Annotated in this window: 13 protein-coding genes; 5 read left to right on the forward strand and 8 right to left on the reverse strand. The window is 42.2% G+C overall.

The features are described from left to right. Positions 1 to 105: 105 nt before the first annotated feature. Both BM176_RS23855 and BM176_RS23860 read right to left on the reverse strand, forming a co-directional pair. Positions 106 to 372 (reverse strand): hypothetical protein, encoded by a 267-nt coding sequence (locus BM176_RS23855; RefSeq protein ID WP_090106855.1) that lies wholly within the window; start codon positions 370 to 372, stop codon positions 106 to 108. 86 nt (positions 373 to 458) lie between these two features. After that, positions 459 to 716, reverse strand: coding sequence for a hypothetical protein (locus BM176_RS23860; protein ID WP_143097901.1), 258 nt, complete (start codon positions 714 to 716; stop codon positions 459 to 461). An 87-nt stretch (positions 717 to 803) separates the two neighbouring features. On the opposite strand from BM176_RS23860, the gene BM176_RS23865 reads away from it, so the two are divergent. Next, positions 804 to 2,003 carry a DUF763 domain-containing protein gene (locus BM176_RS23865; protein ID WP_090106857.1) on the forward strand — a complete coding sequence of 400 codons (1,200 nt, stop codon included), beginning with the start codon at positions 804 to 806 and terminating at the stop codon, positions 2,001 to 2,003. A 237-nt stretch (positions 2,004 to 2,240) separates the two neighbouring features. Here the strand turns inward: BM176_RS23865 and BM176_RS23870 are convergent, their stop codons facing one another. Both BM176_RS23870 and BM176_RS23875 read right to left on the reverse strand, forming a co-directional pair. Then, positions 2,241 to 3,005, reverse strand: coding sequence for a TIGR03915 family putative DNA repair protein (locus BM176_RS23870; protein ID WP_090106858.1), 765 nt, complete (start codon positions 3,003 to 3,005; stop codon positions 2,241 to 2,243). A 401-nt stretch (positions 3,006 to 3,406) separates the two neighbouring features. Then, the gene (locus BM176_RS23875; protein ID WP_090106859.1) at positions 3,407 to 5,101 is read right to left on the reverse strand and encodes a hypothetical protein; all 1,695 of its coding nucleotides are present in this window, start codon (positions 5,099 to 5,101) and stop codon (positions 3,407 to 3,409) included. A gap of 132 nt (positions 5,102 to 5,233) precedes the next feature. On the opposite strand from BM176_RS23875, the gene BM176_RS23880 reads away from it, so the two are divergent. The 4 genes from BM176_RS23880 to BM176_RS23895 all read left to right on the forward strand — a co-directional run bounded on the left by BM176_RS23880 (position 5,234) and on the right by BM176_RS23895 (position 8,875). After that, entirely contained in the window at positions 5,234 to 6,121 is an 888-nt protein-coding gene (locus tag BM176_RS23880) for a decaprenyl-phosphate phosphoribosyltransferase (protein ID WP_090106860.1), read from the forward strand. After that, positions 6,121 to 7,452, forward strand: coding sequence for an FAD-binding oxidoreductase (locus tag BM176_RS23885; RefSeq protein ID WP_090106861.1), 1,332 nt, complete (start codon positions 6,121 to 6,123; stop codon positions 7,450 to 7,452). Before BM176_RS23880 ends, BM176_RS23885 begins: the two co-directional genes overlap by 1 nt. A gap of 99 nt (positions 7,453 to 7,551) precedes the next feature. Continuing rightward, positions 7,552 to 8,283 (forward strand): SDR family oxidoreductase, encoded by a 732-nt coding sequence (locus BM176_RS23890; protein WP_090106862.1) that lies wholly within the window; start codon positions 7,552 to 7,554, stop codon positions 8,281 to 8,283. A 1-nt stretch (position 8,284) separates the two neighbouring features. Continuing rightward, positions 8,285 to 8,875, forward strand: coding sequence for an HAD-IB family hydrolase (locus BM176_RS23895; protein ID WP_090106863.1), 591 nt, complete (start codon positions 8,285 to 8,287; stop codon positions 8,873 to 8,875). A gap of 90 nt (positions 8,876 to 8,965) precedes the next feature. Here BM176_RS23895 and BM176_RS23900 read toward each other — a convergent pair whose 3' ends face one another. The 4 genes from BM176_RS23900 to BM176_RS23915 form a co-directional block, all read right to left on the reverse strand. Then, on the reverse strand, positions 8,966 to 9,706 hold the full coding sequence (locus BM176_RS23900) for an SDR family oxidoreductase (protein WP_090106864.1): 741 nt from the start codon (positions 9,704 to 9,706) through the stop codon (positions 8,966 to 8,968). A 97-nt stretch (positions 9,707 to 9,803) separates the two neighbouring features. After that, complete coding sequence (locus tag BM176_RS23905; RefSeq protein ID WP_090106865.1) at positions 9,804 to 10,679, reverse strand: helix-turn-helix domain-containing protein; 876 nt, start codon at positions 10,677 to 10,679, stop codon at positions 9,804 to 9,806. Positions 10,680 to 10,781: 102 nt separating this feature from the next. Next, positions 10,782 to 11,549 carry an acyl-CoA desaturase gene (locus tag BM176_RS23910; protein ID WP_090106866.1) on the reverse strand — a complete coding sequence of 256 codons (768 nt, stop codon included), beginning with the start codon at positions 11,547 to 11,549 and terminating at the stop codon, positions 10,782 to 10,784. Positions 11,550 to 11,694: 145 nt separating this feature from the next. Next, entirely contained in the window at positions 11,695 to 13,314 is a 1,620-nt protein-coding gene (locus tag BM176_RS23915) for an ABC transporter substrate-binding protein (RefSeq protein WP_090106867.1), read from the reverse strand. Positions 13,315 to 13,318: the final 4 nt, after the last annotated feature.

Below are 13,318 nucleotides of genomic sequence, written 5' to 3' on the forward strand. Positions count from 1 at the left end.
GGTATGACGGGCAGGAAAGGTAAATATTTTACAGGGAAGGAAAAAAGATAGGGAACCAAATTGGCTCCCTATACATTTACTTTTATATACAGTTCAGAAATATCTTTATTTTCTGCGGTTCTTTGAAGAATCGCCGGTTCCCGTACCATAACGGGAAGAATCTTCGCCAGGGTTTATAGCTCCCGGAGGCATTTCCGCCGCAGGTACTGTATCTCCTAAGGAACTATCTGGTGCTATACCTGTTGTATCCACTGTATTTACAGCAGTAGAATCTGTATTGTTCTTATTACCACTTCCACACGAAGCGAGGGTTGCTCCTACTACTATCAGTAAGGCAAATAAAATATCGTTATTAATTTTTATGTATTTCATAAAAAAATAATTACGTGTTAACAAATCATTCTAAACTCAACAGATTGTTGGAATTAAATTCCACAATTAGTGGACATATCCCCCAATTAATGCACGGGGATGCTATCAGGTTTAGTACTTGTTGTGTCTGCTGGCATACTGGCAGTGTCGGCCGGAGCTACTTCAGAAGGAGTAGTTTGCATTACAGCTGTTGTATCCGTCGTACTGCCGCTTTCTTTTGCGCCACCACAGGCAAAAAGGAATATACTTATGATGATTGCCAGGCAGGCAGTTATACATCCTTTATATATAGCTAAACGTAGGGTTATCGCTTTATTTCCGAAGTCTTTGGTTTGCATTCTCATGACAATCTTATTAATAGGTTAAAACAATTACATGACATTGAGCAATAATGATTGAAATAATTGTGCCAATGCCTATTTTCGTATCCTATGTCACGTGCTTACGCAGATCTTCCTCTTCATTATGGGCATGTTCCTCTCTGGCTGGCAAAACGAATGAGTTTACTGGGGGGAGCAATAGTAGAAACCATTATAGCTGATTATGGCAAGGGTGAAGTATTGCGCCGCCTGAGTGATCCCTGTTGGTTCCAGGCATTGGGTTGCGTAATGGGAATGGACTGGCACTCTTCCGGTATAACCACCAGCGTGATGGGGGCTCTTAAAAAAGCAGTGAATCCCCATTCAAAAGAACTGGGGATTTACATATGTGGAGGTAAAGGAAAACATTCCCGCGAAACGCCGGAAGAACTACTGGTCATTGCCGAGAAAACAGGATTAAACGGGCAATCGCTTGTACGCAGCAGTAAACTGGCGGCGAAAGTAGATAACACCGCTGTACAGGATGGCTTTCAGCTATATCTTCATTCCTTTATTGTTTCTGATGAAGGAGAATGGGCCATTGTGCAGCAGGGAATGAATGATGCCAGCAGTATGGCGAGGCGATATCACTGGCATTCCACTGCTTTCGAACATTTTACAGAAACACCTCACACCTTTATATATGGAAAGAACCAGGGGCTGATCCTTAACCTCACCGATAAGGAGGCAATGACCACCAAAGCAGGATTGCTGCAACTGGTACAGGAGAATCCCGGTAAGCTGCTCCCCGAGATCCGTAGTATTATCATGCCTTCCCATCACGATGTGCGGGCTGAAAATGTAGACCTGAAAAGATTAGGTAGTGTGCTTGCGCTGGCCCATGAAAGGCAAATACTTGATTTTGAGTCGTTATTACTGCTGGAAGGCCTGGGACCTCGTACCCTGCAATCCCTTACACTGGTAAGTGAAGTGATTCATGGCACTCCTTCCCGCTTTACAGATCCGGCCCGTTTCTCCTTTGCACATGGCGGGAAAGATGGACATCCTTTTCCGGTACCGGTGAATGTATATGATGAAACGATCCAGACATTAAGGGATGCAGTTAATAAAGCTAAAATAGGTCAGACGGATAAACAGGATGCTATCCGCAAGTTATCTGTCTTGTCACAACAACTGGAAAAGGACTTTATTCCCAATGAGAATTTTGACCAGGTAATAACCCGGGAAAGGAATGATTCCTGGCGGTATGGCGGGCGTACTGTGATGGGTAAATCCAAACCACCAGATCCTCAGTTAAGCTTGTTTGATTAAAAACATATCCGGCTATATTGCAATTGATCCTAAATACACTGCGCCTGCCTGTTTGGTTTCTTAATTTGGCTTTGGAATAAGATTGTAAATCAGATCTTTATTAAACTTCACCTAATCATCACGGCAGCCAAGGTGTATTTAAGATCAATTGCAATGACGCATCTTCAGGAGTTCAGTACTCTTTTCTTTTTCAGGTGATGAAACTAAAATGCTTTTTACCGTTTTTAATTAACCTGTTTAATTTTCTGCTCCCAGATATTTCCAATACCTCCTGGGCATATGCTTCAATTGTAAGCGCTGGTTATTAGTGCTTTTAACAACATCCTCTTTATAAAATGCTTTCCATACCTGCTGATACAATTCGTCTTCTGGTGCCCAGATATTTCCCAGATTATGATAACGAGCGTCGTAGTTTTCATTGAATTGTAAACGTATGGTTTCCACTTGCTGAAGGTTATAATAAATCCCAAAACGACGGCGCTGGTCATAAATCAGCCAGAACTGATCTGCATAATGTTCCTTAAAATGCCTGACCATTAATGGCAATACGTTATAGTTGGGAGAAATAATAGCGTAATAGATATTGTCTTTGGTGAGCTGAAAACTGACCAGGCTTTCCATCCGGTGTCTTTCTTTCTGGACTTTATGCGCCAGCTGCTCAGCATGCATGATATAGAAGTTTGCAGGATCTGGAGATACGCCATCCTGATTACCTAATACATAACGGAGGTATCCTACCATATTATCTTCTTCGGCAGGGAGTTCAGATAGATAACAGGCAAAAAACTGACTGAGTTGAACCGGAGAGACTTTTTTACTCAACCCCGCCCATACCCTGTCGGCATTTGCTATAATGGTAGGCATGAACATCGCATCTTCAAATACCCCCCGGACATGTTCCTGTTCCTTACGGATCAGTATATTCATCTTCCGTTGCCAGTACATATCAAATACGCAAGACAGAAAACCATCAAAGGTTCCGTCATACAACCACGTTGTCATTATTCCAGTTATTAGAATCTAAAAAATTAATAGACAATCTTTTGTGCCAATCAATGGTTATTGAAGTTTATTATTAACCTATCATTAAATATGAAGTAAAAGACAATCTACCTATACATCGTTTTTCAATAAGGGTGTGCTTTATCCTGATGCGAAAATACTAATTAAATTAGTTATTGCTAATTTAATTAGTATTTTATTATGCACAGATATTTGAAAATTCATGAGTCAACCCGGAAACAAACAAGTCTGCTTCCATTAATAAAATAAACTTCAAACAAGATTTAATCAGGAAACGAACAGGAAGTAAAGAGGCTCATCTTACGTTAAAAAACGTAGGATGAGCCTCTTTACTTCCTGTTCGTAACCCGTCTGATACCCTTTTATGGTACAGTCTGTTACTATCTTACATAAACTTCAATCATTGCATTGGTAGGACGACGGGGAGCCAGGAATGAATCTACCTTACGATAATTCTGCCGGAGCTCTTCCTGTAAAGCGAAGGGGAAAAAGTTATTGTTCTTTGGAGCGTATTCATATAATACGATATCATAATGATGATCCCTGATCTTTTGTGCAAATGAGTGCAGCTGCCTGTTGAACATACCAACTCCCAGGTGATTCCATAATGGATAGTCCGATCCGGTTTCCTGCTTGTAATGCATAGCTTGCGCCAATGGCGTTAGCTCAGTCATATTCAGCATCTTAAGGCTATCCTTCTTTTCCTTTACAACAGGCATATCCATCAGGCGTTTCATCCCTTCTACAGTGGAAGGCGGCATATAAATATGCCTGAAAGCCCAGAGGTCGGAGAAGATCCATTTGGAAACAGGCACATCGTTGGGATCCCCTTCCAGCATAAAATTATTACGGGATACTACATTCTCGCCGGTTTTACTTATCTGCGGATTGTATTTAGCGTAGATACTATCGGATAAATTTTCAGGGGTCCCATTGGCAACTTCTTTCTCAGGTAATACGCGGGATACCACCTTATCCAGGTATTTCCAGAAAGTTCCCGACCACCAGAACATTACCAAAAGCGTCATAACAGCAAAAGGCTTCCAGCCTGCGAGATTGATCTTCAATTGCTCCTGCAAACGGGAAGCGATGAAGGCAAATGCAAAACTGTGGAAGAAGATGTTATTATCCGGCGGAGTATAACTGGTTACCTGGAAGATAGCCGCTTCGGCCAGAATGCCCAGAGTTAGCAGGGCAAACAATACCTCCTTCTTATTGTTCCAGAAAGTACTCCACTGGCGGAAAGCCGGCACCAGGCATAACACTACCAGTAAAACGTAACACTTGATCCATTGGGATTGGGCCAGCACTTCCGAGATAATATCGTATAACGATAAGCGTGAATTATGAGGGGCCTGTCCGTGATTAAACCAGTATCCAAAGCCATAAGGCAGCAGGGGCAGAATGATGATAGCGGCAATTATTCCATAGAAAGCAAGAAATACTGGTACATCCCACCATCTTTTTTCCTGCAGACTGTTACAGGCCAGTAAAGCGAGTGAGAGTAAGAGAGCCAGTCCGCCGCCATCCTGTTTCGTAAAGAAAGACAGGAAGGTGAAAAAGGCTGATAGTAAAAGATAAAGAAACTGAATACGTCCTCCCGGACCTGTAAGAAAGCGGAACAGGAATGCCAGTCCGATTAGTTCATATACGATCACTGTCTGGTTATACCAGGGCCAGAAATTGAAAAAGGAATAAGATAATACGAAAAGTAAAACAGAAACAATGCGCAGTACCGGCTTTACATCCAGGCTTTTAAGGATGGAGCGGAATGCCAGTCCGGCAAGGATGTTCATCAGCACTTGAGCTTTTACAAGTGTGATAAGCTGTGCACCGAATAGTTTGAAAAACAAGGCAGGCATCAACCAGAAACCATATCCCAGTGGTAGCCCAAAATCCTTATACGGTATTTGTCCCTGAGAGATCCTGTAAGCACCTTCCCATGAAAGGAAAATATTAACACGGTAAGGAAATGTAACGAACAGGGGAACGAGTGCAAATCCAATAATGATAATCAATTCTGTAATAAAAGCACTTCTTTTACTAAATGGAGTGTAAACTGATGGTATAACCATGGGGGCAAATTAGTATGAAATAAATAGTCGAATGGGCTCAAAAATAGTAGAATTAACGGAAGTATGATGTTTTTAGTTGCAATTTGTTCCATAATGCATCGTATCTTGGTGCCCGTATAAAGATTAATCCCCGTGCAATATTTTAAATTATTAAGACCTTCCCATTGGGTAAAGAACTTGTTTTTATATATACCGCTGTTCTTTGCCGGAGAAATTTTCAATCTGTCAAAAATAGTGGAGCTACTGATTGGTTTTATGGCTTTTAGCCTGATAGCCAGTAGTATCTATATCATTAATGATTATAAGGATATAGAAGCCGACCGTAATCACCCGGTTAAGTGTAAACGGCCGCTGGCCTCAGGTGCAGTGTCCAAACCAGCTGCTCTTGTATTCTTTGCGGTATGCCTTATACTGGGTGGAATATTGGCTTTCTATGTGAAACCAAAATTCGCATTCGTAGTAGGTATATACTTTGTTATCAACGTATTATACACCTTCGGACTGAAAAACATTTCCATCCTGGATATCCTTATTCTCTCCACAGGGTTTGTATTACGTATTAAAGCAGGAGGTATTGCTGCAGGTGTGGCCGTATCGGAATGGCTGATGATTATGGTGTTCCTGCTGGCCCTTTTTATGGCTATTGCCAAACGCAGGGACGATGTAATAATTAAGGATCAGTCGGGCAAGGAAATGCGAAAAGCCTCCAAGGGGTATAATATGGACTTCATGAATGTGATGCTGGCGCTGGTATCTGCCGTGATCATTGTAGCTTACCTGATGTATACGATGGCCCCTGAAACTATGACCCGTTTCAAGACTTACCGTCTTTACTATACCTGCCTTTTTGTAATTGGTGGATTATTACGATATTTGCAAATAACATATGTGGAGAACAATACAGGTTCTCCAACCAAAATCCTATATAAAGACCGTTTTATTCAATTAACCATACTCCTGTGGGTGCTGAGTTTTTATGTGCTTATTTATTTACCCACTAACAAAAGTTTTTTTGAGTAATGGAAAAACGGTTGGCAAACTGGGGCAACTACCCAGTTCTCTCCTGCGATGAAACAACATTTTCGCAGGATGAACAGATTCAGGATTTTATATCCTCTCATACATCCATAATAGCCCGTGGCAATGGTCGCTGCTATGGAGATGCCTCACTGGCAAACTTCAGTGTGTCTACCCTTAAATACGATAAGGTACTGGCTTTCGATACTGTAAACGGTATTTTTGAATGCCAGTCAGGTATCACCCTGGATCAGATTCTGGAGATTATCGTTCCCGAAGGCTGGTTCCTCCCCGTTACTCCCGGAACAAAATTCATTACTATAGGTGGTGCTGTTGCATCTGATGTACATGGTAAAAATCATCATGTTGATGGTTCTTTTTCCGGACATATCATCAGCATGGACATAATCACCGGTAATAAAAATACAATCACCTGCTCTGCTGAAGTGGAACCAGATCTGTTCTGGGCTACCTGTGGCGGGATGGGCCTCACTGGTATCATTACACGCGTGAAGTTCGGACTGAAGAAAATCGAGACGGCCTATATTAAACAAAAGCAGATCAAAGCCAGGAACCTGGAAGATCTGATCCAACTGTTTGATGAATATAAGCATTACACTTATTCCATGGCCTGGATCGATTGCTTACAGAAAGGTGATACTTTCGGGCGTAGTATCCTGATAGTAGGTGAACATGCCACCAAAGAAGAGCTAAGTGATACTCAAGGTAAAACGCCATTGAAAGTATCTGCCAAAAGTAAGCTGACGGTTCCTTTCAACCTCCCTTCATTTATACTTAATACATTTACTGTCAAGGCATTCAATTGGCTTTATTACCTAAAGAATACAAAGCGGGAAATCAATAATGTTGTACCCTACGAGCCATTCTTTTATCCCCTGGATGCTATTCTGCACTGGAACCGGGGTTATGGTAAAGCTGGTTTTGTACAATACCAGTTTGTATTACCGCTGGAAAAAAAAGAAGGACTTATTGCTATTCTGCAACGGATAAGTGACAAAGGCCTGGGATCTTTCCTGGCAGTACTGAAAGTTTTTGGCAAACAGGAAAGCCTTATTTCTTTTCCGATGGAAGGTTATACACTTGCTCTGGATTTCCCGGTACGGAAAGGACTTTTTGAATTCCTGGATGAACTGGACAGTCTGGTACTCCAATATGGAGGCCGCCTTTATCTGTCCAAAGATGCGCGGATGAAACAGGAAATGTTCTGGCAAAGCTACCCCAATGCACAACGATTTGCCAGCATTTTAAAAACTTATAGCGGAGATAAACTGTTCCGTTCTGTGCAGTCAAACAGACTTTTATTAACAGAATAGTTTGTACAGATTATCAGGCGAATACATTTCAAATACGATCATGGTCAGGCATACAATTCTGTCCTTATTTCATCATAAAAAATAGTCCATTATAGATATATGCCTACTGTTCTTATACTGGGAGCGGGGTCTGATATGGCGATAGCCATTGCCCGTCAGTTTGCCGGTGAAAAATACGATATACAATTAGCTGCCCGGAATGCAGATTCACTGCATGCCCTGCAACAGGATCTGCAGATTCGTCATCATATAAAGGCCAGCACTTATGCTTTTGATGCCACCGATTTTAGCAGTCACCCTGCTTTTTACGAAGCATTACCGGTTAAACCGGATGTAACGATTTGTGTATTCGGTTACCTGGGCGATCAGGAAAAGGCACAGTCAGACTGGAAAGAAGCCACCCGTATCATTAATACGAATTATACCGGAGCCGTTTCCATCCTGAATTATGTAGCTGACGATTATGCCGCCCGTGGAAACGGGACCATCATAGGGATCAGTTCTGTAGCCGGAGAACGTGGTCGCCAGAGCAATTACATTTATGGTAGTGCCAAGGCCGGCTTTACTGCTTACCTCAGTGGTTTGCGTAACCGGTTGTTTCACAAAGGCGTACATGTACTGAGTGTACAACCTGGTTTTGTATATACCCGTATGACGGAAAATCTGCCTTTACCTCCTCTGTTAACGGCACAACCGCAACAGGTAGCGGTATCAGTATATAAAGCGGCAAAAGGGAAAAAGAATGTTGTGTATACTAAATGGTTCTGGCGATATATTATGCTCATTATCAAAAATGTACCCGAAGGCATCTTCAAAAAACTAAAGCTCTGATATGAAACCATCTATAGCTTTTTTTGATTTTGACGGCACGATTACCCGTAAAGACACTCTTTTTGAGATCATACGGTATCAAAAAGGAGTAGCTTCCTTATATATAGGGTTGATACTATTGTCTCCGGCGTTAATATTGTTTAAGCTGAAACTGGTTTCGAACCAGAAAATCAAGCAGTTAATACTTCAATACTTCTTCAGGAATACACCTGAAAATGTATTCAGAGAACGTTGTGCCGATTTTTGTCGTGAGCGGCTGCCAACCCTTGTGCGTGACAGTGCCCTGAATGCCATCCGGCAACACCTGGCTAAAGGCCATCAGGTAAATGTGGTAACAGCTTCGGCCCAGGAATGGGTAGCACCCTGGTGTGAAAGTGTGGGAATCGGTTGTATAGGCACCCGTCTGGAAGTTAAAGATGCAAGGATTACGGGACGTATATACGGAGTTAATTGTAATGGAGAGGAAAAAGTGAACAGGATCCGCGAACAGTTTGACCTTAGCAGATTTGACGAAGTACATGCTTATGGAGATACGAGTGGAGATCAGCCAATGCTGAAAATGGCAACGTTTGGTTATTTCAGGAGATTTTAAAAATATGCGGTTAAACAAATGTGCTTAGCCAGAAAAAAGGGGCTGTATCTAATGTTGATACAGCCCCTTTTTCATCTTACCTGATGAGTATTAACTCTGTGCGGTGGGACGAACAATTATTTCATTTACATCCACATTGGCCGGCTGCTCAATTGCGAACGCAATGGCGCGGGCAATTGCATCTGGCGGAATTGCCAGCTTATCCCTCGTATCTATGATCTGAGCCTTCATTTCCGGATTTGTCATAGAGTCTGCAAAGTCCGTGTGAATGATGCCGGGTGAAATGATTGTCACACGCAGTTTCTCACCGGCCTCCTGCCGCAAACCCTCTGATATAGCACGCACTGCGAACTTTGTGCCGGCATATACGGCCATGGTAGGAACAATCCGGTGTCCTGCAGTAGAGGCGATATTGATAAAATGCCCGAAGCCTTGCTTGCGGAATACAGGCAGAGCTGCGGCAATGCCATATAATACACCTTTGATATTGATGTCGATCATCTCCTCCCAATCCTCAACGCGCAATTCGTCCAGCGGCGAAATAGGTCCGATACCAGCATTATTGATAAGCACATCAAGTTTTCCATAGCGCTCATTTGCCAACATTACAAGATCCGAAAGGTCATTCCGCCGTTTTACGTCTGTACGGGCATAAGCAGCATCTCCACCTGCCTGGGTGATACGGGCCGCCAGCATCTCGAGGCGATCCAGCCGGCGTGCGCCAAGTACCACTTTCGCTCCGCGCTCTGCGAGCATCAGTGCCGTTGCCTCTCCTATCCCACTACTTGCCCCTGTGATTATGACTACTTTACCTTCTAAATTATTTTCCATGGTCTGTGTTTTTGGATAACACAAAAGTAGTCCGTATACCTGCCGGTATGTTAAAGGTATTCAAACGGAAGACTAAGAAATTCAAACAATTCGAGTATTACCTTAAAGAACTGGGAGTAACACCGGTTTGTTTTTTGAAGAAATTATTGAAGTAGGTAGGATATTCATAACCGAGGCTATAGGCAATCTCATTAATGCTCCAGCTGGTGTGTTTTAAAAGCGCTTTTGCCTCACTTACAATACGTTCGGTTATATGTTCGGTGGTAGTTTTACCTGTAACTTCTTTAACGGCACGATTCAAATGATTTACATGGACAGACAAATGTGAAGCATAATCATTGGCTGTCCTTAACATCAGGGCATATTGCGGTGAATCAACCGGAAATTGTCTTCCCAGTAATTCAAGAAACATTGAGGTAATACGCACAGCTGCGTTCTGATGTTTGAAATAGCTGACCGATGGCTGCATTTTTATGGCCTCATGCAACAACAGGTTTACATGGTTCCTTAATAAATCCAACTTATGAATATAACCGGAATTAAACTCCCTCAGCATATTCTGGAATATTGTGCTTATATATTTCTGTTGAGTATCATCGACAAAGAATACCGGATCTGTCCCTATTTTAAAGAGTGGGGAATCCTGTAAAACCAGGTCCCGGTCTTTTGCTTTTAAAAATTCTTCTGTAAACAAACAGAAAAAACCTTCCTGTTCTTCCGAAATTGCCTCCCAGCCATAAGGAATCCTTGGGTTTGAAAATATCAGGGCCGGCCGGTCTATTTCCACACCTTTATCGGCATAATGCAACCGGCCGGTTCCGAATGTTAAAGAAATCTTGTAGAAGTCCCTTCTGTTATAAGGCACTGTTTTGAGGGCATATTCTTTCCTTTCAAATACAATAAACTGATCTGTTGATTTCAGTGAAGGCATTTTGCTGCCAAGGAAATCCGTTGCACTTTCAGCTTTATTCATGATGCAAAGTTAAGCTATTGGTTATACTTATGAAATTCAAACAATACTAAAAGGAAAGGCCCACCTTATGGTGAGCCTTTCCTTTTAGTATCTTCAATCAGATCAGGCAGCTGCCCTCATCTTTACTGTTTTCACTTTTGCAGTTTTCAGCTTAATAATCCCTATGAAGTTAAAGAGCTTCATTACAGGATAGGTAGGATCAAACTCATACCATTTCTTAGCGAAGTTAGGACTGTCTTTAAACTTATGGTGATTGTTCTGGAACAGTTCACCCATTAATAACAGACCCCAGGGAGTACTATTCTTAGATTGATCATGGTTATCAAAGTTGCTGTAACCATATTTATGACCGCACCAGTTTACTACCGCACCTTGTATTGGTCCCATCAGGAAGTGAATAGGCAACAGCAGGAACCAGATCCAGCTTGGTGCAAACACTACGTAGAAAGAAATGTATATCGCAGCCCATGCAATACGGGTAACGAAGTGATCACCAAATTTGTCCATTGCATCCCACTCTGGCAATGGATCTTCAGTGAATTTAGGATCGGGTGTGTTTTTACGTGTTACAAAGTCATTGTACATAGCACGCGTCTGTACCATCATATGCCACACGTCTTTGAAGAAGTGCGGAGAATGTGGATCATGTTCAGTATCACTATACTCGTGGTGCATACGGTGCATCACAGCATAAGCGCGTGGCACTAAGTAAGAGGTACCCTGGAAAAACCATGTACTAAAATAAAACACTCTCTCCCAACCTTTAGTTGCTGTATACATCTGGTGGGATCCATACCTATGCAGGAAAAAGGTGTGAAAAAATAAGGACATGAACCAGTGTACAAAAAAGAATATTAAAATCGCAGTCATTTCAAATTTATAAAATGTAAATAATTAGGGCCCAAAGGTAGCCCAAAATGATTGTATATCATATCGATAATTACGTTTGGAGCATAGACAAGGTTTATAAAGCACCTTAACTAGCCGCTGGAGCGATGTTGGCAAAATGTTAAAATTATCTGGAGATGTACGTCTTTCTAAGCTCTAACGAGTTAAGTCCATTATTACCTAACCCATGTACATTAGGTTGGATCAGATGGATGACCTCGTCGTAAAACAGCGGTACTACCGGAGCATCGGCCACTATGATACGATCCATTTGCTGGTAGAGCTGGTAACGGATAGAGTCATTATTCTCCTGTAGAGACTGTTCGTAGAGTTCGTCAAAAGCCGGATTAACGTAACGGGTATAATTGGGTGGAGCTGGGTTTTTACTGTAAAACACGGCCAGATAGTTTTCAGCATCTGCATAATCTCCCATCCAGCTGCCCCGGAAGCAAAGAGCTTCCGATTTAGCGGTTTGCTCCATTAATAATGCCTTTTGCATAACTTCTACCTGAATTTTGATGCCTACCTGTTGCAACTGGTTGGCCACATAATTGGCAAAGTCTTCGTAAATGGGGATGGATAAAAGCTTTATTACGGGTAGCCCTTTGCCTTCCGGATATCCCGCCTCTTTCAGAAGTTGGGCTGACAAAGCCGGATTATAAGTATAGCCTTTTACTTTAGCTGTGTCAAAAGAAGGTAATCCGGCGGGAACAAACCCTGCATTGGCAGGTGTGCCAATTCCATTCCGGAGGTAAGTGATCATCTTTACCCGGTCAATTCCATAATTAATGGCCAACCGGATCTTTTTGAGGCGTGTGGGTGAAGCTTTCACTACTAATTTGCTGCTGTCCAACAGGAATCCGAAGTATTCCACATTCAGGTAAGGCCCCTTGTCAAGCACCATTTTACCTACCCATTCTTTTTTCAGCAAACCTTTTTTTGTAAGCACTTCATCTTTAAAGGAAGCATCAATATCGTTCATGAAATCCAATAGTCCCTGCCGGAACAGCAGGAATTCGGTGGCTTTGTTATCCAGGAAACTAACTTTTACTGCATCCAGGTAAGGCAGACGGTTGCCTGCACTGTCTTTTTCGAAGTAGCGGGGATATTTGTGCAGGATCAAAGCTTGTCCCTCTTCCCATTCGTGGAACTGAAAAGGCCCTGTACCGCAAGGGTGTTTACGGAAATCCTTCCCATACTTTTCTACCACCTCATGCGGAATAATGGAACAATATTGCATACTGAGGATACCGAGTACCGGATGGAAAGGTTGTAATAATGTGAGGCGGAAAGTAGAATCATCAATTGTGGTAAATCCTTTCTCCGGATCTACTTTACCATTAAAAATCCAGGAACCTGGTGAGGCAGTCGTTGGGTCCATTATACGGCGGAGGCTGTATGTTACATCATTCGCCGTCATAAGGCGCCCCTTCCCTCCTATAAACGATTCATTATCATGAAAATAAACGTCTGTTCTTAAATGAAATATAAAGGTTTTATGATCTGCCGCCACCTCCCAGCTTTTAGCAAGGCATGGACGTATATTTAATTGATTGTCAGGTTCTACAAGTGTGTTATATACTTGTTTTACTGCCCATATTACTGACTGGTTCTTGGCAAAAGCCGGGTCCAGGGTAGCAATACCTTCTGTCACATTATACCTGAATACCTGTTTATCAATCTGTTGCCTGTTTTTGCAGGCAACTAAAGTACAGACAGATAGGATAATAAAGAGTCTTAATTGCATATTT

The sequence above is a fragment of the Chitinophaga sp. CF118 genome (genome assembly GCF_900112615.1).
In the GTDB taxonomy this organism is placed as follows: Bacteria; Bacteroidota; Bacteroidia; order Chitinophagales; family Chitinophagaceae; genus Chitinophaga.